At 75.1% G+C, this 24,607-nt stretch carries 19 protein-coding genes and 1 pseudogene; 14 read left to right on the top strand and 6 right to left on the bottom strand.

The window, feature by feature from the left end:
* The first annotated feature begins 436 nt into the window (after positions 1-436).
* On the top strand, positions 437-1,090 hold the full coding sequence (locus tag BLW63_RS10445) for a M1 family aminopeptidase (RefSeq protein ID WP_211517073.1): 654 nt from the start codon (positions 437-439) through the stop codon (positions 1,088-1,090).
* 46 nt (positions 1,091-1,136) lie between these two features.
* On the opposite strand, the gene BLW63_RS10450 is transcribed toward BLW63_RS10445, so the two are convergent.
* Both BLW63_RS10450 and BLW63_RS10455 read right to left on the bottom strand, forming a co-directional pair.
* Positions 1,137-2,447 (bottom strand): M24 family metallopeptidase, encoded by a 1,311-nt coding sequence (locus BLW63_RS10450; RefSeq protein WP_091155068.1) that lies wholly within the window; start codon positions 2,445-2,447, stop codon positions 1,137-1,139.
* A 105-nt stretch (positions 2,448-2,552) separates the two neighbouring features.
* A complete protein-coding gene (locus BLW63_RS10455) occupies positions 2,553-3,689 on the bottom strand; it encodes a GGDEF domain-containing protein (protein WP_244522492.1) in 1,137 nt (378 codons plus the stop codon).
* Positions 3,690-3,918: 229 nt separating this feature from the next.
* Between BLW63_RS10455 and BLW63_RS10460 the strand changes: the two genes are divergently transcribed.
* The 5 genes from BLW63_RS10460 (at position 3,919) to BLW63_RS10480 (ending at position 10,824) form a co-directional block, all read left to right on the top strand.
* Positions 3,919-4,125 (top strand): hypothetical protein, encoded by a 207-nt coding sequence (locus BLW63_RS10460; protein ID WP_091155076.1) that lies wholly within the window; start codon positions 3,919-3,921, stop codon positions 4,123-4,125.
* 91 nt (positions 4,126-4,216) lie between these two features.
* Entirely contained in the window at positions 4,217-4,402 is a 186-nt protein-coding gene (locus BLW63_RS10465; RefSeq protein ID WP_091155078.1) for a hypothetical protein, read from the top strand.
* Between the two features lie 218 nt (positions 4,403-4,620).
* Entirely contained in the window at positions 4,621-5,316 is a 696-nt protein-coding gene (gene npdG, locus BLW63_RS10470) for an NADPH-dependent F420 reductase (RefSeq protein WP_091155081.1), read from the top strand.
* A gap of 272 nt (positions 5,317-5,588) precedes the next feature.
* Positions 5,589-10,343 carry a PASTA domain-containing protein gene (locus BLW63_RS10475; RefSeq protein ID WP_091155084.1) on the top strand — a complete coding sequence of 1,585 codons (4,755 nt, stop codon included), beginning with the start codon at positions 5,589-5,591 and terminating at the stop codon, positions 10,341-10,343.
* Between the two features lie 37 nt (positions 10,344-10,380).
* Positions 10,381-10,824 carry a hypothetical protein gene (locus tag BLW63_RS10480; RefSeq protein ID WP_139263519.1) on the top strand — a complete coding sequence of 148 codons (444 nt, stop codon included), beginning with the start codon at positions 10,381-10,383 and terminating at the stop codon, positions 10,822-10,824.
* Between the two features lie 174 nt (positions 10,825-10,998).
* Here the strand turns inward: BLW63_RS10480 and panB are convergent, their stop codons facing one another.
* Both panB and BLW63_RS10490 read right to left on the bottom strand, forming a co-directional pair.
* Positions 10,999-11,829 (bottom strand): 3-methyl-2-oxobutanoate hydroxymethyltransferase, encoded by an 831-nt coding sequence (panB, locus tag BLW63_RS10485; protein WP_091155090.1) that lies wholly within the window; start codon positions 11,827-11,829, stop codon positions 10,999-11,001.
* Positions 11,826-13,661, bottom strand: coding sequence for an NAD+ synthase (locus BLW63_RS10490; protein WP_091155092.1), 1,836 nt, complete (start codon positions 13,659-13,661; stop codon positions 11,826-11,828). Before BLW63_RS10490 ends, panB begins: the two co-directional genes overlap by 4 nt.
* Before the next feature lie 83 nt (positions 13,662-13,744).
* Between BLW63_RS10490 and BLW63_RS10495 the strand changes: the two genes are divergently transcribed.
* The gene (locus BLW63_RS10495; protein WP_091155094.1) at positions 13,745-14,140 is read left to right on the top strand and encodes a DUF4345 family protein; all 396 of its coding nucleotides are present in this window, start codon (positions 13,745-13,747) and stop codon (positions 14,138-14,140) included.
* A gap of 9 nt (positions 14,141-14,149) precedes the next feature.
* Here BLW63_RS10495 and BLW63_RS10500 read toward each other — a convergent pair whose 3' ends face one another.
* Positions 14,150-14,992, bottom strand: coding sequence for a slipin family protein (locus tag BLW63_RS10500; RefSeq protein ID WP_091155097.1), 843 nt, complete (start codon positions 14,990-14,992; stop codon positions 14,150-14,152).
* Between the two features lie 230 nt (positions 14,993-15,222).
* Between BLW63_RS10500 and BLW63_RS27330 the strand changes: the two genes are divergently transcribed.
* The 7 genes and pseudogenes from BLW63_RS27330 (at position 15,223) to BLW63_RS10535 (ending at position 22,971) form a co-directional block, all read left to right on the top strand.
* A complete protein-coding gene (locus tag BLW63_RS27330) occupies positions 15,223-15,570 on the top strand; it encodes an oxidoreductase C-terminal domain-containing protein (RefSeq protein WP_211517074.1) in 348 nt (115 codons plus the stop codon).
* Between the two features lie 105 nt (positions 15,571-15,675).
* Positions 15,676-17,016, top strand: a complete 1,341-nt coding sequence (gene glnA, locus BLW63_RS10510) for a type I glutamate--ammonia ligase (RefSeq protein WP_091156115.1) — start codon at positions 15,676-15,678, stop codon at positions 17,014-17,016.
* 210 nt (positions 17,017-17,226) lie between these two features.
* The gene (locus tag BLW63_RS10515) at positions 17,227-17,967 is read left to right on the top strand and encodes a type 1 glutamine amidotransferase (protein WP_091155100.1); all 741 of its coding nucleotides are present in this window, start codon (positions 17,227-17,229) and stop codon (positions 17,965-17,967) included.
* Positions 17,964-21,095, top strand: a complete 3,132-nt coding sequence (locus BLW63_RS10520) for a bifunctional [glutamine synthetase] adenylyltransferase/[glutamine synthetase]-adenylyl-L-tyrosine phosphorylase (RefSeq protein WP_091156119.1) — start codon at positions 17,964-17,966, stop codon at positions 21,093-21,095. Before BLW63_RS10515 ends, BLW63_RS10520 begins: the two co-directional genes overlap by 4 nt.
* A 104-nt stretch (positions 21,096-21,199) precedes the next feature.
* Entirely contained in the window at positions 21,200-21,499 is a 300-nt protein-coding gene (locus tag BLW63_RS10525) for a hypothetical protein (RefSeq protein WP_091155101.1), read from the top strand.
* Positions 21,500-21,554: 55 nt separating this feature from the next.
* Positions 21,555-21,902: a CDGSH iron-sulfur domain-containing protein gene (locus BLW63_RS10530; protein ID WP_211517075.1), complete on the top strand. Its 348-nt coding sequence runs from the start codon at positions 21,555-21,557 to the stop codon at positions 21,900-21,902.
* A gap of 104 nt (positions 21,903-22,006) precedes the next feature.
* Positions 22,007-22,971 (top strand): annotated as a pseudogene (locus BLW63_RS10535) (IS481 family transposase).
* Positions 22,972-22,992: 21 nt separating this feature from the next.
* Here BLW63_RS10535 and BLW63_RS10540 read toward each other — a convergent pair.
* Entirely contained in the window at positions 22,993-24,543 is a 1,551-nt protein-coding gene (locus BLW63_RS10540; RefSeq protein WP_091155102.1) for a methyl-accepting chemotaxis protein, read from the bottom strand.
* Positions 24,544-24,607 lie beyond the last annotated feature (64 nt).

The following is a 24,607-nucleotide window of genomic DNA, read 5'->3' on the forward strand; positions in this document are numbered from 1 at the left end:
CCCGGGCGCCGGAGACGCCGACCACCCGGGCGCCGGAGACGGCCCAGGCGCCGGAGACGGCCCAGGCGCCGGAGACGCCGGAGACCACGGCGACCGAGACGACGCAGGAGGACGAGGCGTCCACCTCACCGACGGGGTGACGTGCAGACCTGTCCGGGGATCGACGGAGTCGCCATGAGCGGGGCCACCATCCAGAGCACGGCTCGATCCCTGTCCCGACCCCTTCTCAGAACGGGGACCAGTCGGTCGAGGCCACCGACGTCGTCGTCGCCTACGCCCCGAGCCGGTGCCGGCTGTGACGCCGGAGGCGGCTACGCCCCGACGTTGACGCGTGGGGAGGAGTTCCCCGTGTGCGTGACGGTGACGGTGCGCCTCCCGTAGCTGTTGGAGTTCGACGACGCGGACCGGACCCGGCGGCCTGCCGATCCTCGAGTTCGTGGAGCGCGACCTCACCGCGGCCGACCGCGCGACGACCGAGGCCAGCCTGGCGCTGCAGCCGCAGATGATCGACTTCTTCGTCGCCCTGTACGGCCCGTACCCGTTCAGCTCGTTCGGCGCGATCGTCGACGACGACTCCGTCGAGTACGCGCTGGAGACGCAGACGCGGCCGGTCTACTCAGGGGTCGCCAGTGAGTCGACCGTCGCCCACGAGCTCGCCCACCAGTGGGTTGGCAACAGCGTCTCGCCGGAGACCTGGCGCGACATCTGGCTCAACGAGGGCTTCGCGACCTACTCGGAGTGGATGTGGGCCGAGTCCCGCGGCGGCCCGACCGCGCAGCAGCGGTTCGAGGAGGTCCACGCGACGCCGGCCGAGGACCCGTTCTGGGCCGTCCCGCCCGGCGACCCGGGCCCGGCCGACCTGTTCGCCCCGGCGGTCTACGACCGCAGCGCGGCGGCCCTGCACGCGTTGCGGGGGGAGGTCGGGGAGGAGCCGTTCCGCACCCTGCTGCGCCGGTGGGTGACGGAGAACGCCGGCGGCAACGTCAGCGGCGCCGACCTGGTCGCCCTGGCCGAGGAGGTCAGCGGTCAGGACCTCGGCGCCTTCGTCACCACCTGGATCGACACGCCAGGGAAGCCGGTCAGCTGGTGAGCCGGGCGGTGCGCCCACCTGCGACCGGGTGGGCGCACCGTCGGCGTCAGGAGCCGGGGATGAGCAGCAGCTCGGTCTGCCGGTCGCCGAGGTAGACCACGCCGTCCCGGGTCAGGGCCACGCCCTCCTCGAGCGCCATCCGCACCGGCTGGCCGCCCCACTCGGGCACGGACACGTGTGCGCACAGCTCGAGGGCGTAGACGGTGTCGGGGTGCAGCACCCGGTCGCCGGCGCCCGGGACGCCGCGCTGGTCGTCCCAGCGCCCGATCGCCGGCCCCGCCCCGTGGCCGTGCACCCCGACCGGGTGCGAGTAGATGACGCCGTCGATGCCCTCGGACGCGGCGGCGTACCGGGCCGCGGCCAGCACCTCGTTGCCGGTGCGGCCGGGCACCAGTTCGGCCGTCGTGAGGTCCTGCAGGCGGTTGCCCACGGCCAGCGCCTGCCGCAGCCCGGCCGGCGCCTCGGTCTCGCCGCGGCGCAGCACGTAGCCGGTGCGCTGGCTGTCGGTCTTCAGCCCCAGGCTGGACAGCCCGACGTCGCAGTGCACCAGGTCGCCGGGCTCCACCGGCACGTCGTAGGGGACGGCGGGCAGCAGGGCCCCTTGCTGCCGGAGCGGTGGCACGCCGGCGCGCTGCACGTCGACCACCGGGTGGAACCACGGCTCGACGCCCAGGTCGGCCAGCCGCTGGCGGATCCACCAGGCCAGGTCGGTGGCGGTGGAGACACCGGCGGTCAGGACGGCGGGGGAGAAGGCCTCCTCCACCACCTCGCGCACCCGGTGGTTGAGCCGGTCGAGCGCGGCGATCTCCTCGGGCAGCCGCGTCTCCAGCCAGCCGACGGCCAGCTCCTCGGCCGACACCAGCCGGTCGGCCCACGTCCCCAGCGCCTCGGTGAGCTGCTGGTGCTCGGTGTGCGAGAGCCCGTCGGCGAGGGCGAAGTCGGCGGAGACGTCGATGCCGATCCGCCGGGGCGCGGCCTGCTCGACGATCCGGCGCACCTCGGCCCACTGGGTGTCCTCGGCGGGGGGCCGGTCGCCGTCCCCGGGGGACCAGGCCGGCAGGAACTGGCCGACCGGGTAGCGGGAGACCGCGGCCGCGGTGACGCCGTCGTCGCTGCGGTGCAGCACGAGGATGGTGCGGCGGCGGGCCGACAGCCAGGTCGCCGGCAGCAGCGTGGCCAGCACCGGATCCTCGTTGTACTCGCGGCCGACGACCAGCCACAGGTCGATGCCGGCGCGGTCCATGAGGCCGGGGAGCAGGTCCAGCAGCCGCTGGGTCAGCCACCGGTCGCGGACGTCGGCCTGCTCGCGGAGCGGCAACGGCACCGTCCGGGTCGGGTCCGGCGCGACGAGCGTCATGGGAAGAGTGGAGCAGAGAACCGGCGTCCCCACCGCTCGAACGAGGCGGCCCCGTCCGACGGCTCGCCGCAGGTCTGCGAGCGGTGCGGAGGACGTGGTCCTCCGTCAGGCGCCCAGCCGGCCGCCCGGCGGGATGCTGTCGGCGAACCGCCCGGCACGCTGCCGCGGCAGCACCGCGGCCACCTGGTCGCGGCCGGCCTGCTTGGCCTCGTACATGGCGCCGTCGGCGTGGTCGACCAGCCGCCACATCGCGTCGGCGGGGTCCTCGCCGTCCGTCGGGCGGGTCAGGGCGATGCCGATCGAGGCGGTCACCGAGTGGCCGTCGTCCGTGCGGCTGGTCCGCACCGCCGCGCGCAGCCGCTCGGCCAGCCGGTGGGCCTCCGCCGGGTCGCTCACCAGGCCGAGCACGATCAGCTCCTCGCCGCCGGCCCGCGCCAGCACGTCGCTGGGCCGCACCGTGGCCGCCAGCGACGACGCGACCGCCCGCAGCACCGCGTCACCGGCGGCGTGCCCGTGCGCGTCGTTGAGCTGCTTGAAGTGGTCCAGGTCGAGGACCATCGCGGCCACCCTCGACCCCTCGCGGCGGGCCTGCCGCCAGACCCGCGGCGCCTGCTCGACGAGGACGCGCCGGTTGGCCAGCCCGGTGAGCGGGTCCTGGTGGGACAGCGCCTCGGTGGCCTCGAGCAGTCGCTGCACCCGGCGGCGCAGCACGTAGACGCCGACCGCGGCGGTGTTCAGCGCGCCGGCGCTGATCGCGACCTGCACCGCGATCGACAGGGCGCCGTCGTAGGTGTGGCCCAGGGCGATGGAGCAGGCGGCCCCGGTCGCCACCATGGTCGCACCCAGCATCCAGGGACCCAGGAACCAGGCCGCGACGAAGGTCGGGAACAGCAGCATCAGCGGGGTCGCCTGCGCCGGCACCGAGACGCTCAGGACGACGATCACGTAGACCACCTCGGCCAGCATCACCAGCCCGAAGGTCTGCCAGCGCCCGGCCCGCTGGCGGACCGCCAGTGCGGCGGCGGCCACCAGGCACGCCGCCATCGCGACCGTGTAGGTGATGCGGGTGGCGCCCTGGTGCAGCGTCCCGTCGACGAACAGGTTCGCCGTCCCGATGAGGCCGGCGACGAGGGTGAGTGCGGCGAGCGTGAGCGCCGCCACCCGGTGCTCCGGCCCGCGGCTCACCGAGGTGCCGTACCCCCGCAGCAGTGTGGCGGTGTCCTTGCGTCGCGGGATCCTCACGGGATGCAGCATCCCGCACGAGGCGGTTCCGCCGGAATACCCGGTTGCCGTCTCGTCACCACGCGTCCCGGTGGCAGGGACGCGCCACAGCCGCACACGGGGCCCAGGTGGCGGCCGCGTACCGCCCGACACGCCGGACCCACATCCTCCCGGCCGCTCCCTCGTTGACCCCGCCGGGACCGGCTGGTCCCGGGCGGCACCGCCCGGGCCGTGCGCAGCGAGGAGCGGCGTGCGCGACGAACGCATCACCTGGATCGACTGCCCCACCTGCGGTGACCGCGCGGCGATCGGCAGGCACCTCTACCGGGGACCCGACGGCGGGGTCCGCGAGGCGCCCTCGACGTTCGACTGCACCAGCGGCTGCACGATGACCGACCTGCAGGTCGTCTACTGGTTCGGCGGCGGACGCGCGGGGGATCGGTCCCGGCCGGGGTAGGACCCGGTCGTCTCCCGACGCCGGGCCGGGACCGGGGGCCGGGCGTAGCGTCCAGCGTGACCTCGGGAGGACGGCGCACCAGGAGGACGAGATGGCGCAGGGGCCGTGGTTCTACTGCCTCAAGCACCACACCGTGGAGGACCGGGACGGCTGCGCCGAGCGGCACCGGCTGGGCCCGTACGCGACCCGCGAGGAGGCCGAGCACGCGCTGCAGTCGGTGGCCGAGCGCGAGGAGCGGCTGACCTCCGAGGACCGCGCCTGGCGGGACGGCGACTGAGGAAGGACCCCGCTGCCCCCACCGTGGAAGGACCCCGTCCTCCCCACCCTTCGCGAGCTCAGGGTGGGACCCGGGACGGGGCCGGCGGCGGAACCCTGCAGCAGGGCCGTTCCAGCACGTCACCAGGCTCGTGGCGAGCCTCCGGACGGGGCCGCCTGCGTGCCGGGGCATGATCCCCGGGGAACGCCGGGGGGTCCGGCGGACGCGGGAGGTGGGACGTGAGCGACGGACGCTCGGTGGAGGGCCTGGTCGTCGGCGTGCTGGGTGGCACCGGTCCGCAGGGCCGCGGCCTCGCGGTCCGGCTGGCGGCGGCCGGGCAGCGCGTGCTGCTGGGGTCGCGGGACGCCGAGCGCGCCGGTGAGGTCGCCGCGCAGGTCGCCGAGCGCGCCACGGCCGCGGGTGGAGGCGTCGAGGTCTCGGTGACCGGCGGCGCCAACGTTGACGTCGCCGGTGCGGCCGACCTGGTGATCGTGGCCGTCCCCTACGCCGGGCACGCCGACACCCTCGCGGAGCTGGCCACTCCGCTGGCGGGGAAGGTCGTCGTCGACTGCGTCGTCCCCATGGCCTTCGACGAGCTCGGCGCCTACGTGCTCGACGTCCCCGAGGGCTCGGCGACCCAGCAGGCCGCCGCGCTGCTGCCCGACTCACACGTGGTCGGCGCCTTCCACCACCTGTCGGCGCGGCTGCTCGAGGACCTCTCCCGCCCCACGCTGGACGGCGACGTGATGGTCGTCGGCGACGTCCGCGAGGCGACCGACACCGTCCAGGCGCTGGCCGGCCGGCTGCCCGGCATGCGCGGGATCTACGCCGGCCGGCTGCGCAACGCCCGCCAGGTCGAGGCCCTGACCATCAACCTCGTGTCGGTCAACCGCCGCTACAAGGCGCACGCCGGCATCCGCGTGACCGACGTCTGACGAAGGACCCCCTGCCCCCCGTCACTCGCAGGCTCGCGGCGGGACCCTGCAGGGGGCCATCTCCCGGGTGGTCGGCGACCGGTGACGGTCCGGTGACGGACGCCTCCTAGCGTCGCGCGGACGGGTCATGCCCTGACACCGACGACGAGGAGACGAACCGCTCCGAGCGCTCCCCACCGCCGACGGCCCGGCCGACGGTGGGTCCGTGCGAGGCGGCCACCGGTGGCCCCGGCGCCTCCCACGGCCCGGAGCGGTGCTGCTGGGGGTGAGCGATGGCGCAGCCTGCCGGGGACGACGTCGCCGACTCCGGCCGGAGAGCGGGCGAGCCCGTCGGCGAGATCCGCACCAGCGTGACCGTGGGCGGGGACGTCACCGGGCAGCTCGCCGTCGGCTCGCACATCGTGCAGATGCGCGTGGACACGGTGCTCGGCAACCTGGTGACCGTCCTCCCGCCGGACGCCCGGGCCAACGTCACCCCCCGGCCGGTGCCGATCAGCCTGGTGCCCCGCCGGCCCGCCTTCGTCGTCGGCCGCCAGCACGAGACGGCGCTCGCGGTCGAGGCCCTCTCGACCCGGCGGCCGGTCGAGCTGAACGGGCCGGCGGGCATGGGCAAGTCCACGCTGCTGCGCTCCCTCGCCCACCACCTGCCGGTCACCGAGGCGTGTGGCGGGATGGCGCACCTGTCCGCCCGCGGGCTCTCGCACGACGACCTGCTGCAGGTCCTGTTCGACGTCTTCTACTCATCCGACATCCCGGTGCGGCCGACGCCGGGCGAGCTCCGGCACTACCTGCAGCACGCCCGTGCGGCGCTGCTGCTCGACGACGTCACACTGGTGGAGGACGACGTCGCCGACGTCGAGGACCACGCGCCCGAGTGCGGGTTCGTCCTCACGACCACGTCCGGCACCGACGCCGGCGACGCACTGTCCATCGAGCTCACCGGCCTGCAGGGTGCCGCCGCCCGGGCGCTGGTCGCCCGCGCCCTGGGCCGTCCGGTCGGTCCCGACGAGCAGCCGGCGGTCGACGTGCTCTGCGGCCTGGTCCGTGGTGCCCCTGCCGGCCTGCTGCGGCTCGCTGCCGCGGCCCGGACCTCCGACGGCACGCTGGCCGAGTTCGCGGAGAGCGCCGCGGCGTCCGGAGCCCCGCCGATCCCCGTCGACTCCGCCGAGGACGTGCGGCTGCTCGGGCTGCTGGCCGCGATCCCCGGCGTCGCGCTCGACGTCGAGGAGCTGTCGGCGATCACCGGCGCCGGCGACGTGCAGGAGCGGCTCGACCGGCTGGTGGCCCGGGGGCTCGTGCTCACGTCCGCGCCCCCGGTGTCCACCCGCGCCCGCATCGCCTACAGCCTCGCCGACGGGGTGGAGCTCGGCCCACCCCCCGGGTGGCAGATGGAACAGCGGCGGGCGGAGGTGCGGCAGTACTTCCTGGACCTGGCGGAGCAGCGCAGCGAGACGCTGCTGGCGCCCGGGGCCCCCGCGGAGACCCTGCGCGCCGTCCACGCCGATGCCGCCCGGCACCGCGAGTGGCGGTACGTGCTCCTCCTGGGTGTCCTGCTCGGCGCGGCCTACGCACTAAGCGGACGGTGGGACGCCTGGCGCCAGGTCGCGCAGCACGAGCTGACGGCCGCCCGGGCACTGGAGGACCGGGCCGCCGAGGCCAGGGCCCTGCACCAGCTCGGGACACGGGCGCTGTGCGTCGGCGACACGTCCACCGCGAGGGAGTTGCTGCAGGCCGCCCTCCGGCTGCGGACGGCCATCGGCGCCTCCGCGGCGGCCGCGGTCACGCAGCACAACCTGTCCCTCCTCCTGGCGCCCCCGCCGCCGCCGGACGAACCGGACGACACCGCGGGGTCCGAGGACGACGGCGGCTCCACGGCGCTCGATGACGACCACGGGGTCCTGGGCTCCTGGCAGGACGGCGCCCCGATCGGCTCGCAGGGGCACGCGGGCGCGACCGCCGTGCGCTCGTCGTCGGGCTCCGGGGTGGGGGCCGGTACGACCACCATCTCGGGGAAGGTGCTGGCCATCGGGGCGTCGCTGGTCGTCGTCCCGGCGCTCGTGGCCGGGCTGGTGATCCTCCGGTCGGGAGACCCCGCGGGCGCGGCCGTGGCGCTCGACCAGCAGGACCTGTCGTTCGGCGCCGCGGCGGTCAACCAGGCCGGCGAATCCCGCACCCTGACCGCGCGCAACCTGGGCGGGACCGCGATCCACCTGGACGGCTTCCGGACGTCGGGGGCCAACTCCTCGGACTTCGTCGTCACCACCAGCACGTGCCGCGACCGGGAGATCGCGGCCGGCGCGACCTGCACCGCGGACGTCGTCTTCAGCCCGACCGGTGCCGGACCACGCGAGGCGTCGCTGATGGTCGACGTCCGCGAGGTGGACGAGGACCCGACCGCGACGCTGTCCGGCACAAGCACGGAACCGGACGGGTCGTCGCCGACCGCCGTGCCGAGCGCGCTCTCCTTCGGCGACCAACCACTCAACGCGTCCAGTGGACGGCGGCAGGTCGTCGTCACCGGGGCGCCCGGTGTCCCCGTGGTCCTCGGGTCGTCCGGGCTGTCGGGACTCGACGCCGCGGACTTCGTCGTCGAGAGCGACGGCTGCTCGGGCGCCCAGCTGGTGCCCGGGGCGACGTGCTCGGTCGGCGTCCGGTTCACGCCGTCCGGTGCGGGCACGCGGCAGGGCCTGCTCACCCTGCCCGGACCCGAGGGCGTCCCCGCGGTCACCGTGCCGCTCAACGGCAGCGGCGTCCCCCCACCGTCGGACCCGGCGTTCCGGGTGGACCCCCGGGCGTTGTCCTTCGGTGTCCGGCCGGTCGGCAGCCCCTCCTCGCCCGAGCAGGTCGTGCTGACCAACTCCGGTCAGGCGCCCCTGGACGTCGCGACCGTGTCCGTCGTCGGCTCGCCCGACTTCGCCGTCACCCAGGCGACGTGCCCGGTCTCCCTGTCGCCGGGCCAGGACTGCGTCGTCACCGTGGTGTTCGCCCCGGTGACGGAAGGTCACCGGACGGCGCAGCTGTCTATCGGCGGTGACGGGCCCGCCGTGCCGCTGAGCGGGTCCGGGACGGCGCCACCGGCCGCCGCGCCCGACATCTCGCCGAGGGCCCTGGACTTCTCCGAGGTCCTCGTCGGTGACCTCAGCCCGCCGCAGGACGTCGTCGTGACCAACCGGGCGGACCGGCCCCTGCAGCTCGCCACGGGTGCCGCCATGAGCGCCGCGGGGGCGTTCCGGCTGGACGGGGCCGCCTGCGCCGGTGCGGCCGTCACGCCGGGCGGGTCCTGCGTGCTGACCGTGCGCTTCGCGCCGACGACCGCGGGGTCGCACTCCGGGGTCCTGCTGCTCACCGCCGAGGGCTTCCCCGACGCGGCGGTCGTGCTGTCGGGCGTCGGTCGCGACGGCCGGACGCCGCTGGTGCCGGACGTCATCGGGCTGCCCCTCACGCAGGCCCAACAGCGGCTCACCGGAGCCGGTCTCGCGACCGGCGGGATCGAGCAGGTGCCGCACCCCGACATCCCGCAGGGTGCCGTCGCCGACCAGTCGCCGCGTGCGGGCGTCCCCCTTCCCGCGGGCGGGGCGGTCGACCTCCTCGTCTCCAGCGGCCCGCCCCTCGTGCCGGTGCCCGACGTGGTGGGCCTGAGCCGCTCGGAAGCGGCCCAGGTGCTCCTGGACGCCGGCCTGCGGGTCGGCTCGGTGTCCGAACGCCCCGACCCGAGTGCCGAGGCCGGTGTCGTGCTCGAGAGCTCGCCACCCGGGAAGACGCAGGTGGCGGCCGGCAGCGACGTCGACCTCGTGGTCTCCGCCGTACCCCCGTGCGCGGTGCCCGAGCTGTCCGGGCTGTCCCAGGACGACGCTGCCGCGGCGCTGGGTGCGGCCGATCTGTCGGTCGGGCGGGTCACCCAGGGCTCGGACCCCAGCCTCGAGGCGGGCACCGTGCTGGAGAGCGACCCGGCTGCCGGTTCGTCGCTGCCGTGCGGCAGCCCCGTCGACCTGGTCGTCGCCACCACTGCGCCCGTCGTCGACTGCGTCGCACCGGACGTGGTGGGCATGACGCGCGATCGAGCGGCCGCGGCGATCGAGGACGCCCGGCTGGAGATGGGAGGCGTGTCCGAGGAGTCGAGCGTGTCTGCCGACCCGGGCACCGTGATCAGGACCGCGCCGGCGGTGGGTTCGGAGGCATCGTGCGGCAGTGCCGTGGCCCTGGTCATCGCCGTCGAACCGCCCTGCACCGTGCCGCAGGTGGTGGGCCTGACCGAGCAGGAGGCCCGGACCGCGATCTCGGACGCCCGGCTGGCGGTGGGCGACGGGGGCACCGAGGCCAGTCCCTCGGCCGCCAGGGGTGAGGTGTTGCGCTCCACTCCGGCCGCGGGAGCGACGCCGGAGTGCGGCAGCACCGTGACCATCGTCGTCTCCTCCGGCCCGCCGCCGTGCACCGTCCCCGACGTGGTCGGCCAGCCGCGGGACCAGGCGGCCGCGGAAATCCGGGAGGCCGGACTGGCGGCAGCCGACGGGGGCACCGAGGCCAGTCCCTCCGCCGCCGAGGGTGAGGTGTTGCGCTCCACTCCGGCCGCGGGAGCGACGCCGGAGTGCGGCAGCACCGTGACCATCGTCGTCTCCTCCGGCCCGCCGCCGTGCACCGTCCCGGACGTGGAAGGCGCGCAGCGGGACGCCGCGGTGGCGGCGGTCAGGGATGCCGGCCTCGCGGCGGCCGAGCGATCCGGGTCCTCGAGCGACGAGGCCGGAACCGTGCTCGATATCCAGCCGGCGGCGGGCTCGACGGTGGAGTGCGGCAGCACCGTGACCATCGTCGTCTCCTCCGGCCCGCCGCCGTGCACCGTGCCGAAGGTCGTGGGGCTCTCGCGGACCGACGCGGAGCAGGCGATCCAGGACGCGGGCCTGGAGGTGGGCACGGTGACCCCCGACTACGAGGTCAGCACGGTGGTGTCGAGCAGCCCTGGTGCTGGCGAGGAAGCAGAGTGCGGCAGCAGCGTCGCTCTCGGGGTCGTCGCCGAGAACATCGTTGAGTAGGGCCGCGCCGTCAGCCTGGGAATGGGAGGTACCTGTCGTGATCGATGACTCAGGAATGGTCAGTGGCCACCAGGTCAACGTCGGTGGTTCGGTGGAGGGTCAATTCGCTGTCGGCGAGCACATCCACCAGCAGCACGTCTCGGGCTCGCAGCAGGCGCCGACCGTCACCGAGGCGGACCTCGCCGAGCTCCGCAACGCCGTGGACGAGGTCAGGGCCCGGATCCGCGCCGAGGCGCCACCGGAGCAGCAGGCCGCGGCCCTCGAGAGGGTCGACGAGGTCGAGCAGGCGGTCGTCGCGGAGGAACCCGACCTCACCACCCTCCAGTACGTCCGGAACTGGTTCGTGAAGAACCTGCCGAAGCTGGCCGGCACGGTCACGGGGCTGGTGGTCCACCCCGTGGTGGGCAAGATCGTCGAGGCTGCGGGAGACGTCGCCGCCTCGCAGTTCCGCAAGCTCTTCGGCGACGTGTCCGAGCGCTGACCCGGCTCACCGCCGGCGCGCACCGGGTCAGCCCGGTCGCCGGACCCGTCCCGCGGGAGGCCTGCCGGCGCGACCTGCGGGTCGGCCGGTGAGCAGGTGCGGTCGCCCACGGCGGCGTGTCCGCGCGTGTCGACGACCGCACCTGCCCACTCGGCCGGACCGGGGGCCGGGCGGCTACTCGAAGGAGTGCTCGGGCCCCGGGAAGACGCCGTCGCGCACCTCGTCGGCGTACTCGCGGGCGGCCCGCAGCAGCTCGCCGCGCAGGTCGGCGTACTTCTTGACGAAGCGCGGCACCCGACCGCCGGTCAGCCCGGCCATGTCCGGCCACACCAGCACCTGGGCGTCGCAGTCGGCGCCCGCGCCGATGCCGATGGTGGGGATGGTCAGCTCCTTGGTCACCTGGGCGGCGAGCGGGGCGGGCACCATCTCCAGGACGACGGCGAACGCCCCGGCCTCCTGCGCGGCGTGCGCGTCGGCCAGCAGCTGCTCGGCCCCGGCCCCGCGACCCTGCACCCGGAAGCCGCCGAGGGCGTGCTCGCTCTGCGGCGTGAACCCGACGTGCGCCATGACCGGGACGCCGTTCTCCGTCAACACCCGGGTCTGCGGTGCGACCCGCACCCCGCCCTCGAGCTTGACCGCCTGCGCGCCGCCCTCCTTCATCATCCGGACGGCGGTGGTGAACGCCTGCTGCGGCGAGGCCTCGTAGCTGCCGAAGGGCAGGTCGGCCACGATGAGCGACCGCTTCGTCGACCGGGTCACCGCCTTGGTCAGCACCAGGATGTCCTCGACGGTCACCGGCACGGTCGAGGTGTGCCCGAGGACGACGTTGCCGGCCGAGTCGCCGACCAGCATCACCGGGATGCCGGCCTCCTCGAACACGGCCGCGCTGAACGTGTCGTAGGCGGTGAGCATCGCCCACTTCTCACCGCGCTCCTTGGCCTGCTGCAGGTGGTGCACCCGCACCCGGGCGGTGGACGTCCCGCCGTAGAGCACTGATTCGCTCATGAGTGTGATGCCGCTCCTTCGCGGACGGTGGGCAGCGTCTCCCGCCACCTGTTGGTGACGGGCAGCCGCCTGTCGCGTCCGAACGCCTTGAGGCTGATCTTCGTTCCGGGCGCGGACTGCCGGCGCTTGAACTCCGCGGCGTCCACCAGCCGCAGCACCCGCGCCACCACCTCCGGGTCGTGGCCGCGCTCGAGCAAGTCGGCCATCCCGAGGTCGCGGTCGACGTAGTCGGCGACGACCGCGTCGAGCTCCTCGTAGGAGGGCAGCGAGTCGGTGTCGACCTGGCCGGGCGCGAGCTCGGCCGACGGCGGCTTGTCGATCGAGTTCTGCGGGATCGGCTCGGTCTCCCCGCGGCCCCGCGCGTGCTCGTTGCGCCACCGGGCAAGAGCCCAGACGAGCGTCTTGGGCACGTCCTTGATCGGCGCGAACCCGCCGGCCGAGTCGCCGTAGAGGGTCGAGTAGCCGACCGCGACCTCGCTCTTGTTGCCGGTGGTCAGCAGCAGGTGGCCGTGCTGGTTGGACAGCCCCATCAGCAGCGTGCCGCGCACCCGGGCCTGCAGGTTCTCCGCGGCGACGCCGCTGAGCTCCACCGACGCGTGGTAGGCGTCGACCATCGGCGCGATCGGGACGACGGAGTAGTGCAGCCCGGTCCGCCGCGCGAGGTCCTCGGCGTCGGCCAGGGAGTGCTCGCTGGAGTACGTCGAGGGCAGGCCGACGCCGTACACCCGGTCGGCGCCCAGCGCGTCGACGGCGAGGGCGGCGCACACGGCGGAGTCGATGCCGCCGGAGAGGCCGAGCACCACCGAGGGCATGCCGTTCTTGTCGATGAAGTCCCGCAGGCCCAGCACCAGCGCCCGCCAGACCTCCTCGGGGTCCGACAGCGGCGCGGCGACCGACGCCGGCCGGGGGTCGAACGCCGGCACCGGGTCCTCGGAGAGCACGTGCCGGGTCACCGTCATCGAGCCGATCCGGCCCTCCCGGCGCTCGGGCACGGACGACGGGTCGATCGCCAGGTCCACGCACATCAGGTGCTCGACGAACTGCGGCGCCCGGCCCAGCAGCTCGCCGTCCGCGGACACGGCCATCGAGTCGCCGTCGAAGACCAGCTCGTCCTGGCCGCCGACCTGGTTGCAGTACACGACGGGAGCCCGTGCCTCGGCCGCCCGGCGGCGGACCAGCGGCAGCCGCAGGTCGTCCTTGGCGCGCTCGTAGGGCGAGGCGTTGGGGGAGAGCACCAGGTCCACCCCGGCCTGGCCGGCGACGCCGCACGGCCCGCCCTCCACCCAGAGGTCCTCGCAGACGGTCAGCGCCAGGTCCACGCCGTGCAGCCGGACGACCGGCAGCTCGGTGCCGGGCACGAAGTACCGCGCCTCGTCGAAGACGCCGTAGTTGGGCAGGTGCCGCTTGTAGTAGCGGACGACGACCTCGCCGCCGTGCAGCAGCGCGGCGGCGTTGCGGGGCGCGCCGCGGCGCGGGTTGGCGTCGGCCGGGCGGTCGTCGTCCCCCGGCATGGACTCCGCCGGCGCCGGGCCGCTGCCCTCGGTGTGCGCGAGGTAGCCGACCACGACCGCGGTGTCGCCGAGTCCCCGGTCGGCGAGATCGCCGGCGAGCTCGACCAGCGCCTTCTCGCTGGCCTGCGCGAAGGACTCGCGGAGGACGAGGTCCTCGGGCGGGTACCCGGTCAGGGTCATCTCCGGGAAGACGACGACGTGCGCGCCGGCGGCCGCTGCGTCCGCCGTCCAGCGGGTCACCAGCTCGGCGTTGCCGGCGAGGTCGCCGACCCGGGTGTCGACCTGGGCGAGGGCCACTCTGAGCTGCACGGGTTCGCTCACGGACCCATCCTGGTCCGCGGCCCCGGGCCTGAGCCAGACGGGGGGGCTGTCCGGGTGATCACGTACGGCCTAGCCTCCGCCGGATGACCCTCCGCTCGAACCTGCGCCGGTCGGTAGCGGCCGCCTACGCCGCGATCGGCGTCGTCGCCGCCCTGGCGCCCGCGCGGGTCCCGGAGCTCTTCGGCGGCACGGCCGGCACACCGGAGGCCCGGACCGAGATCCGGGCGGTGTACGCGGGCATCCCCCTGGCCCTCGCGGCGTCCCTGACGGGGGCGCGCGGGTCGACACCCGCCGACGACGCCGTCCTGCACACGGTGGCCGCTGCCAGCGCGGGCATGGCCGCGGCGCGGCTCGCCGGCTGCCTGGTCGAGCGCCGACTCACCGCCTGGCCGACCGGGGCGTTCCTGGCCCTGGAGGCCGCGCTGGCCCTGGCGTCGAGGGTGGCGACGCGGACCCCGGAGGGCCTCCGTACCCCCTGAGCGGACGGGTCAGCCGGCGGCCACCGGCGGCGTCGTCGGCCGCGGGACGGGGACGCCGTTCACCGCGGGAGCGGGATCGACGGCCTCCGCACCCGGGGGAGTGGCGCGCTCCAGGAAACGGAGCAGCTCGACCGGGAACGGCAGGACGACCGTCGAGTTCTTCTCCGCGGCCACCTCCACCATGGTCTGCAGCAGACGCAGCTGCAGCGCGGCCGGTTGGGTCGCCATCACCTGCGCGGCCTGGGAGAGCGTCTCCGAGGCCTGCAGCTCGCCCTCGGCGGTGATCACGCGCGAGCGGCGCTCCCGCTCGGCCTCGGCCTGCCGGGCGATCGACCGCTTCATCGACTCGGGCAGCGCGACGTCCTTGATGTCGACGCGGTCGATGTGGACCCCCCAGTCGACGGCCGGGTTGTCGAGCATCAGCTCCAGGCCCTGGTTCAGCCTCTCCCTGTTCGACAGCAGGTCGTCGAGGTCGCTCTTGCCGATGATCGACCGCAGCGAGGCCTGCGCCACCTGGGCGATCGCGGCCTGGTAGTTCTGCACGTCGACGACGACCCGCACCGGGTCGAACACCCGGTAGTAGACGACCGCGTCGACCTTGACGGTGACGTTGTCCCGGGTGATCCCCTCCTGCGCCGGCACCGGCATGGTGACGATCTGCATGTTGACCTTGTGCAGCCGGTCGACGCCCGGGGCGATGACGGTCAGACCCGGCGGTCGGACGTCGCCGAGCAGCCGGCCGAACCGCAGGACCACTCCGCGCTGGTACTGGGTCACCACCCGGACGCTCGCGCCCACGAGCAGCAGCAGCCCGAGGACGGCGACGGCGAGCAGTGCGAGGACGACGTCCATCTCGCGCCTCCGGCGTCGCTCCGACGCCTCACCCGGGCGTCCCGGAACGGCGGGGAGATCGTACGTCCGGAACGCCCGCCCGGCGGTCCCGCGAGTCGCCGGACGGGGGATCTCGGGTGCGGAGGTCAGGCGCCGACCGTGTCCTCGCCGCGAGCCGCGGCGATGTGCTTAGCGGTGTCGAGGTAGTGCCGGGAGCGGACGACCCGGCCGGTGTGGCCGAAGGTCCACAGGTGGACTTCCTCGTCGGCGAAGCGTCCGCCGTCCGGCAGCGCGAACGACGCCCGGACCTCGGCGGCGACCTGCCGTCCCGAGCCGATGACGTCGAGGACGGCGAACTCCAGCAGCTGCCACTGCGCGACGAGCTCGCCGGTCCCGGCGACACGGTCGTCTGCCGCGGCGAGCCGGACGGCGGGGCGTTCATCGCCTGCTGGATGGCCGACGGCCGGGTGACCGCCGGGATGAACGTGGACGTCTGGGACGTCACGGCGCCGATCCAGCAGCTGATCCGGTCGCGGCGACAGGTGCAGCCAGCGAGGCTGACCGACCCCGACACGCCGCTGGAGCTGCTCGCGGGGTAGGACCCCGGGCCGGCGGGCGTGCCGGGGTGCCGTCGCTCCCGGCCAGGAGGCAGGCTGGGTGGCGACGTCACACCCCGGAAACGACTGGACGCGATCATGCCGAGCATGGACCGACAGCAGGAGTTCGTCCTGCGCACCCTTGAGGAACGCGACATCCGCTTCGTGCGGCTGTGGTTCACCGACGTCTCCGGCTACCTCAAGGCCGTGGCCGTGGCGCCGGCCGAGATCGAGGCGGCCTTCGCCGAGGGCATCGGCTTCGACGGCTCGGCGATCGAGGGCTTCGCCCGCGTCTACGAGTCGGACATGCTGGCCAAGCCCGACCCGGGGACCTTCCAGGTGATGCCGGCGGCCAAGGGGCAGCCCAGCGACACCGCGCGGATGTTCTGCGACCTCACGCTGCCCGACGGGTCGCCGTCCTGGGCCGACCCCCGGCACGTGCTGCGGCGGGCGCTGTCGAAGGCCGCGGACATGGGCTTCACCTTCTACACCCACCCCGAGGTGGAGTTCTTCCTGCTCAAGGACCTCCCGACCGACGGCAGCGCCCCCGAGCCGGCCGACACCGGCGGCTACTTCGACCTCTCCACGCACAACGTCGCGCACGACTTCCGGCGCCAGGCGGTCTTCGCGCTGGAGGCGATGGGCATCTCGGTGGAGTTCAGCCACCACGAGGTCGCGCCCGGCCAGCAGGAGATCGACCTGCGCTACGCCGACGCCCTGTCGATGGCCGACAACATCATGACGCTGCGGCACGTCGTCCGGGAGGTCGCGCTCGCCCAGGACGTGCACGCCACCTTCATGCCCAAGCCGTTCACCGACCTGGCCGGCTCGGCGATGCACACCCACCTGTCGCTGTTCGAGGGCGACCGCAACGCCTTCCACGACCCGGCCGACCCGATGAAGCTGTCGACCACCGGCAAGCAGTTCATCGCCGGGCTGCTCACCCACGCCAAGGAGTACACGGCCGTCACCAACCAGACGGTGAACTCCTACCGGCGACTGCTGGCCGGCACCGAGGCGCCGACGGCGGCCACCTGGGGCCGGGCCAACCGCTCGGCGCTGGTGCGGCTGCCCTCCTACAAGCCGAACAAGGGCCAGTCGGCGCGGGTGGAGGTCCGCTCGCCGGACTCCGCGTGCAACCCCTACCTGACCTTCGCCGTCCTGCTGGCCGCCGGGCTGCGCGGCATCGAGAAGGGCTACGAGCTGCCGCCGGAGGCCGAGGACGACGTCTGGTCGCTCACCGACACCGAGCGCCGCGCCGCCGGCTACGAGGACCTGCCGGTGTCCCTGGGGGAGGCGCTCACCGCGATGCAGGGCAGCGAGCTGGTCGCCGAGGCCCTCGGCGAGCACGTCTTCGAGTTCTTCCTGCGCAACAAGTGGGCCGAGTTCAACGCCTACCGGCAGAACGTGACCCCGTGGGAGCTGACCCGGTACCTGCCCGGCCTCTGAGGAGGGACCACCCTTCCCCCCACCGCCGGGGCTTCGTCCCGGGCAGGGCCCGAGCTCTGACGGCCCCCTTGCAGGGTCCCGCCGCGAGCCTGCGAGTGGCGGGGGGCAAGGGGGTCCTTCAAGAGGAGGACGGGGTCCTTCGACTGCAGGGGGCCGCTCCGGCGGTTTCCGCGGAAACCGCCGGAGGGACGGCTGACTACCCTCGGCGGCGTGGCCCGCCTGCTCGTCGTCGTCCCGCACCCGACCGATCCGCCCGCCCGGCTCGGGCAGTGGCTCGGGGAGGCCGGGCTCGAGCTCGACGAGCGCCGGCCGGGCACCGAGGACGACCTGCCGGAGAGCCTCGACGGGTACGACGGGTTGCTCGTCCTCGGCGGCCCGCAGTCGGCGATGGACGACGAGCGGACCAGCCCGGAGCTGGTCGGGGTGCGCCGCCTGCTGGCCGAGGCGCTGGCCGGCGACGTCCCCACGCTGGCGGTCTGCCTGGGCGCCCAGCTGCTCGCCGAGGTCGGCGGTGGTCGCGTCCGCCAGGGGGTCGACGGGCCCGAGGTCGGCGCCCTGCTGGTGGCCAAGCGGGACGCCGCCGACGCCGACCCGCTGTTCCGGCCCCTGCCGCTGAGCCCGGACGTGATCCAGTTCCACCACGACGAGATCGCCGAGCTGCCCCGCGGGGCCACCCTGCTGGCGAGCAGCCCCGGGTACGCGCACCAGGCCTTCCGCGTGGGCCGGCACGTCTACGGCCTGCAGTTCCACATCGAGACGACCCCCGAGATCGTCGCCGAGTGGGCCGAGCGGGACGTCGTCGGCGTGGCCGCCAGCGGGCTGGACCGGGAGACGATCTGCGCCCGCGCCGCCGCGGTGCACCCCGACCTCGAGGAGGTGTGGGCGCCGTTCGCCGGCCGCTTCGCCGACCTGGTCGCCAGCCGCGCCCGCGCCGGGGCGGGGACGGCGTGACCACCAGCGACGCACCGGAGATCCCGCGCCGGGCCGTCGTCCGGCTGGTCCGGTTCGGGTTCCTCGACGGCGAGCGGGCCGCCCGACTGCTGTCCGAGCCCGAGATGGGGCTGTGGGACCTCGCGCGCAACGAGCCCGCCGACCCCGAGGCCGCTCCGGTCGTCTCGGCGCTGGCCCGCACCGGCGACCCCGACCTCGCCGTCCGCGCGCTGCGCCGGCTGATCGAGGCCCTGGACGCCGCCGACCCCACCGGCGGCTCGGCCGCCTCGTTGCTCGCCCGGCTGCGCGGGTCGGCCCTGCTGCGGTCCCGGCTGCTCGGCGTGCTGGGCGCCAGCTCCGGCCTCGCCGACCACCTGGCCGCCCACCCCGGCGACTGGACCGTCCTCGACGGGGACGGTGACTCCTCCCGGGGCCCGACCCGGCCCACGCCGCAGGCGCTGGAGCGGCAGATGCTCGTCGCCGTCGGCGCCGACCCCGACGACCCGCCGTGGGGCCTGCGGCTGGGGAAGGCTGCGCCGGACGCGAGCCCGCAGCGGGTCGCCGACCTGCGGCTGGCCTACCGGCGGGCGGTGCTGTCGCTGGCCGGCCGCGACCTGGGCGAGGGTCTGGCCGCCGAGGACGTCGCCGCCGAGCTCGCCGACATCGCCGCCGCGGTGCTGACCGCCGGGCTGGCCGTCGCCGTCGCCGAGCAGCCCGCCGACGCGCCCGCCTGCCGGCTGGCGGTCATCGCGCTGGGCAAGACCGGTGGCCGGGAGCTCAACTACGTCAGCGACGTCGACGTCGTCTTCGTCGCCGAGCCGGTCGGCCCGTCGGGCCAGGCCGGCGAGGAGGTCGACGCCGGCCCCGCGGTGAGGAGCGCGACCCGCGTGGCCGCGGCCCTCATGCGGATCTGCCGGGAGGCGGCCTGGGAGGTCGACGCGGCGCTGCGCCCCGAGGGCAAGGCCGGTGCCCTGGTGCGCACGCTGCACGGGCATGCGGCCTACTACCGCAGCTGGGCCAGCACCTGGGAGTTCCAGGCGCTGCTGAAGATGCGCCCGGTCGCCGGCGACCCCGACCTGGGCCGGGCCTACGTCGAGGAGCTGTTCCCGCTCGTCTGGCAGGCCGGTGAGCGCCCCGGCTTCGTCGGCGAGGTGCAGGCCATGCGCCGGCGGGTGCTCGACAACATCCCGCCGGCGCAGGCCGAGCGCGAGCTCAAGCTCGGCCGCGGCGGGCTGCGCGACGTCGAGTTCGCCGTCCAGCTGCTGCAGCTGGTGCACGGCCGGGTGGACGTGCGGCTGCGGGTCGGCGGCACGCTGCCGGCACTGCACGCGCTGCGCGCCGGCGGCTACGTCGGCCGCGACGACGCCGACACCCTCATCGCCTCCTACCGGTTCCTGCGCACCGTCGAGCACCGGCTGCAGCTGCTCCGGCTGCGCCGCACCCACCTGCTGCCCACCGACGAGCAGCAGCTGCGCTGGCTGGCCCGATCGCTGGGGTACAAGCCCGACCAGCGCGGCGACGCCGTCGCCGTGCTCGACGCCGAGCTGTCGCTGCACACCCGCGAGGTCCGCCGGCTGCACGAGAAGCTCTTCTACCGCCCGCTGCTGTCGGCCGTGGCGAAGGTGCCGCCGGAGGCCGCGCAGCTGGGGTCCCAGGCGGCCGGCGACTGGCTGCGCGCGCTGGGCTTCGCCGACCCCGACGGCGCGCTGCGGCACATGGCCGCCCTCACCGGCGGGGTGTCGCGGTCGGCGTCGATGCAGAAGTACCTGCTGCCCGTGGTGCTGCAGACCCTCGCCGACTGCGCCGACCCCGACGCCGGGCTGCTGGCCTACCGCACGGTGAGCGAGGCCCTCGGCGGCAACCAGTGGTACCTGCGGCTGCTGCGCGACGAGGGCCAGGTCGCCGAGCGGCTCGCCGCGCTGCTCGGCTCCAGCCAGTACGTGGCCGCGCTGCTCACCCGCACCCCCGAGGCGCTGCGGATCCTCGCGACCGACGACGAGCTGCGCCCCCGCACCGCGGCCGCGCTCGCGGCGGCGTGGCGGCAGGCCGCTGGCCGGGCCGCGGACCCGGCCAGCGGGGTCCGGGTGCTGCGCGGGCTGCGCCGCTCCGAGCTGCTGCGGGTCGCCGCCGCGGACCTGCTGGGCATGCTCGACGTCGCGCAGGTCGGCCGGGCGCTGACCGACATCGCCGTCGCCACGCTGCAGGTCGGTCTGGACGTCGCGGTGCGCGCGCACGCCGCCGAGTCCGGCGCCGCGCCCGGGGACCTGCCGACCGACCTCGCCGTCGTCGGCATGGGCCGGCTCGGCGGCGGCGAGATGGGCTACGGCTCGGACGCCGACGTGCTGTTCGTGCACCGGCCGCGGCCGGGCGCCGACGAGGGCCGGGCCACGGCGGCGGCCAACGCCGTCGCCCACACGCTGCGCCGGCTGCTCGGCGAGCCGGCGCCCGACCCGGCCTTCGAGGTCGACGCCGACCTGCGCCCCGAGGGTCGCCAGGGTGCGCTGGTGCGCAGCCTGGACTCCTACCGCGAGTACTACGACCGCTGGATGTCGGTGTGGGAGGTGCAGGCGCTGCTGCGTGCCGTGCCGGTGGCCGGCGACGAGGCCCTCGGCGCGGCGTTCGTCGAGCTGGTCGACCCGATCCGCTACCCGGCCGAGGGGATCTCGGCCGAGCAGGTCGCCGAGATCCGCCGGATCAAGGCCCGCGTCGAGCGCGAGCGGCTGCCGCGCGGTGCGGACCCGACGACGCACACCAAGCTCGGCCGCGGCGGGCTCGCCGACGTCGAGTGGACCATCCAGCTGTTGCAGCTCCAGCACGCCGGCGAGCACCCGGGGCTGCGGGTGACCGCGACGGTCGGCGCGCTGACCGCGCTCCGCGAGGACGGGCTGCTCGACGGCGACCGGGCCGAGGCGCTGCAGCGGGCCTGGGAGCTGGCCACCCGGGCGCGCAACGCGGTCTTCCTGGTGCGCGGCCGGCCCAGCGACCAGCTGCCCCGGCCGGGTGTGGAGCTGGCCGGCGTCGCCCGGGCCAGCGGGTACGGCCCGGACGCCGACCCCGGTCAGTTCCTCGACGACTACCGGCGGGCGACCCGGCACGCCCGCATCGTCGTCGAGCAGGTCTTCTACGGGCAGCCCGCCGCCGGCCCCTGACGCCCGGCCCGGCGCGGCATCCCCGCGGTGGCCGGGGGTCTGGAACCTCGGCCAGGCGAGGAGGACGATCGGGGCAGGACCTCACCGTCCGGGAGGAGAGCGCGATGTCGGACCCCGTCCACCGCTCGCCGGAGCGCTCGTCGAGCGCGGACACCATGTCGGTCGCCGAGAAGCTGGCCGCTGAGTGGGAGGCCCGCCACGACGTGGCCGCCCGCGGCCGGCGGGTCGACCCAGCCGCGGCGCTCCAGCACTACCTGAGCCACAGCAAGTGCGAGGAGCAGCTGCACCACCGCGACCACCCGCACCCGCGACGCACGGCGCGGCAGCGCAGCGCGGCGGAGGAGTTCGCGGCGGAGCACCCGCTGCTGGCGTCGTGGGTGCGCTGGGGCGAGGACCGCCGCTGACGGCCCGGCAGGCGCCGCGGGTGTGCGCGGGGCCCGGCGGGGGCAGGGGAGGGGCGTGTCGCAGCCCCAGCCCGTGGCCCCCGAGGACCCCACCCCGACGTCCGGTGGCGGCGCCACCATCACGCCCTACCGGGACGGCCCGCTGATCGTCCGCGGCGACTTCCGGTTGCTCGACCAGGACGGCAACGCGATCGACCCGGGCCGCGGGACGATCGCGCTGTGCCGGTGCGGCAAGTCCGGCATCAAGCCGTTCTGCGACGGCTCGCACAAGCGCGCCGGGTTCTCCGCCCCGAGCGCGCCCAGCCGCCCGCGGCCGGCCGACCGCATCCTGCAGGAGGCCCGGGGGGACGACGCGTCGCGCGCCGACACGCCCTTCGGCATGGATCCGTCAGACACGCCCTAGCTGTACCGGGCCAGGACGTTGGTGCCAGCGGTCCGGCTTGATCGAAGGAGAACCTCCGAGTGGGGTGTGGCTTGTCGAAGGCCCAGATCCGCTCGGAGATTCTCGTGTCCCACGGTAACGCCCGACTGACCGTGCACGGCCGGAAGTTGATCGTCGCCCGCTACCAGGCCGGCTGGGCGCAGGCCCACATCGCCGCGGCGATGGGGATCTCGCGCAAGTGCGTACGGACCTGGATCACCCGCTACGACACCGAGGGCGAGGCCGGACTGGCCGACCGGTCCAGCCGCCCGCACACCAGCCCGACCCGGACCTCGGTCGAGACCGAGGACCGCATCATCGAGCTGCGGCACCGGCAGCGCCGGGGCCCGGCCTGGCTGGGCGCCGAGCTGGGGGTGCCGGCCCGCACGGTCTCTCGCGTCCTGGTCCGCCGCGGGCAGCCCCGCTTGTGTGTCCTGGACCCGATGACCGGCGAGGTGATCCGGTCCTCGAAGACGACCGCGGTCCGCTACGAGCGGTCCCGGCCCGGCGAGCTGGTGCACATGGACGTGAAGAAGCTGGCCCGCATCCCCGACGGCGGTGGCTGGCGCGCGCACGGCCGCGGCGCCGGCAGCATCAGCCGTGACCGGGCCACCAAGGTCGGCTACGACTACGTGCACTCCCTGGTCGATGACCACTCCCGCTGGCCTACTCCGAGGTATTGCCCGACGAGAAGGGCCTCACCTGCGCCGGCTTCCTCACCCGCGCCGCGGCCTCCTTCGCCGGCCACGGCATCGACCAGATCCAGCGGGTGATGACCGACAACGCCTGGGCCTACCAGCACTCCATCAAGGGCGTGTGCGCCGCGCTCGGAGCGCGGCAGAAGTTCATCAAGCCGCACTGCCCCTGGCAGAACGGCAAGGTCGAACGACTCAACCGCACCCTGGTCACCGAGTGGGCCTACCGGCAGGCGTTCACCAGCAACGACGAGCGCACCGCCGCCCTTGCCCCCTGGCTCGAGCACTACAACACTCGACGCCGCCACAGCGCGCTCGGCGGTCGGCCACCGATCAGCCGCCTGGCACCAACCTGATGGCCGGGTACACCTAGCGGCTCAGCGACCCTCGAAGGTCTGCGCCATCCGCTCCTGCGCCTCGAGCGCCGCGCCCATCCGGGCCTGGACGGCGTCGAGCTGACCGATCACCTCGCTGGTCGCGTGGATGCCGGCCGCCACCGACCCGGTGCTGGTCTGGATACCGGTGATCTGGGTGGAGACGCGCTGCGTGGCCGCGGCCGTCTCCCGCGCGAGGTCCTTGACCTCACCGGCGACGACGGCGAAGCCACGGCCGAGCTCCCCGGCGCGGGCGGCCTCGATCGTGGCGTTGAGCGCCAGCAGGTTCGTCTGGTCGGCGATCGCGGAGATGATCCGGATGACGTCGCTGACGGAGGCCGACGCCTGGCTCAGCGCCTCGACCTCGCTGGTCATCGCCGAGGCCCGGGCGACGGCCTCCTCGGCGACCCGGCCGGCGTCCGCGGCGGCCTCCCGCAGCTGGGCGACCGTGTCGAGCAGGGCCCGCGCGTTCTCCCCATCCAGCTCGGTGCGCCGCAGCACCTCGATGCGCTGGGAGACCAGCTGCTGGACGTTGCGCAGCGCCGAGGCCCGGGACTCGGACAGGTCCACGGTCTCGGTGACGAAGAAGTCCATCGTCCCCACGACGCGCCCGTCCACCTCGACGGGGAAGCACACGCCGGAGCGGACGCCGGCCCGCTGGGCGGCCGGTGCGCGGACGCAGTCGGAGACCTCGGCGAGGTCGCGGACGAAGACCAGGTCACGGGCCCGCCAGGCGCGGCCGGAGAGCCCGACGCCCTCGGCGAAGCTCGCCGCCAGGGTGACCCGCCGGAACTCCTCGCCGGCCGAGCCGGACTCGACGGCGAAGCGCAGCACGCGCTCCTCCTCATCGAGCTCCCAGTAGGAGCCGTAGGCCCAGCCGAACGCGGCGCGGACCGTGTCGAGCGCCGTCCGCAGCGCCGCGTCCGCGCTGTGAGCCTGGCCGAGGCGCTTGGCCACCTCGGCGACGGCCACGCGGTCGTCGACGGCCTCGCGCAGGGCGACCGTGGCCACGGCACCCTGCCGGGCGTGCGCGGCCACCCGGCTCAGCGACGTCCACTTCTGGCCGCGAGCGCCCAGGAACGGCAGCGGGAAGTCGGCGTAGAACTCCTGCAGCGCGACGAGCCGGTCGCCGGAGAGCACCGGCAGCCACGCCCCCTCCGGGGTGCCGAGGGCGGCGGCGGCCTCCCGGCGCCGGGCGGCGTCCGGCCCGCCGTCACCGCTGGCGACGGCCACCCGCGTGCGGGTCGCCCGCTGCACGAGGGCCGACGCCGCCGGCAGGGTCGCACCGTGCTGCGGGTCCCGCGGCAGCTCCCCGGCCAGCCGGCCGAACTCGGCGTCGAGGCGGAACCCGCCGGAGGGCTCGGCCAGCCAGACCGCGGCGTAGGGCAGCTCCAGCGCCTCGGCGAGGGCCCGCACGACGCGCCGGTGGGCGTCGGCCTCGCCGGTCACGCCGGCGTCGAGCGCCTCGAGCACGTGCTCGAGGGCCTCGCTGTCCCGGGGCGGCGGCCCCGTCGGTGCGGCGACCTGGGGCGCGCGGGTACTGCGGATCCTCATCGGCGTCCTCTCCTGGGCTCCCGCTCTGTCATCGGCAGCCGGACCGGAGAGTCCACCCGGAACG

Source organism: Geodermatophilus africanus (genome assembly GCF_900107105.1).
GTDB lineage: Bacteria > Actinomycetota > Actinomycetes > Mycobacteriales > Geodermatophilaceae > Geodermatophilus > Geodermatophilus africanus.

What these genes read in the sequence shown, in the direction of transcription:
- BLW63_RS10450 (WP_091155068.1), bottom strand. Translation starts at nt 2,447, where the DNA reads ATGACGCTCGTCGCGCCGGACCCGACCCGGACGGTGCCGTTGCCGCTC.
- BLW63_RS10465 (WP_091155078.1), top strand. Translation starts at nt 4,217, where the DNA reads ATGGCGCAGGGGCCGTGGTTCTACTGCCTCAAGCACCACACCGTGGAG.
- BLW63_RS10475 (WP_091155084.1), top strand. Translation starts at nt 5,589, where the DNA reads ATGGCGCAGCCTGCCGGGGACGACGTCGCCGACTCCGGCCGGAGAGCG.
- panB (WP_091155090.1), bottom strand. Translation starts at nt 11,829, where the DNA reads ATGAGCGAATCAGTGCTCTACGGCGGGACGTCCACCGCCCGGGTGCGG.
- BLW63_RS10495 (WP_091155094.1), top strand. Translation starts at nt 13,745, where the DNA reads ATGACCCTCCGCTCGAACCTGCGCCGGTCGGTAGCGGCCGCCTACGCC.
- BLW63_RS10500 (WP_091155097.1), bottom strand. Translation starts at nt 14,992, where the DNA reads ATGGACGTCGTCCTCGCACTGCTCGCCGTCGCCGTCCTCGGGCTGCTG.
- glnA (WP_091156115.1), top strand. Translation starts at nt 15,676, where the DNA reads ATGGACCGACAGCAGGAGTTCGTCCTGCGCACCCTTGAGGAACGCGAC.
- BLW63_RS10525 (WP_091155101.1), top strand. Translation starts at nt 21,200, where the DNA reads ATGTCGGACCCCGTCCACCGCTCGCCGGAGCGCTCGTCGAGCGCGGAC.
- BLW63_RS10540 (WP_091155102.1), bottom strand. Translation starts at nt 24,543, where the DNA reads ATGAGGATCCGCAGTACCCGCGCGCCCCAGGTCGCCGCACCGACGGGG.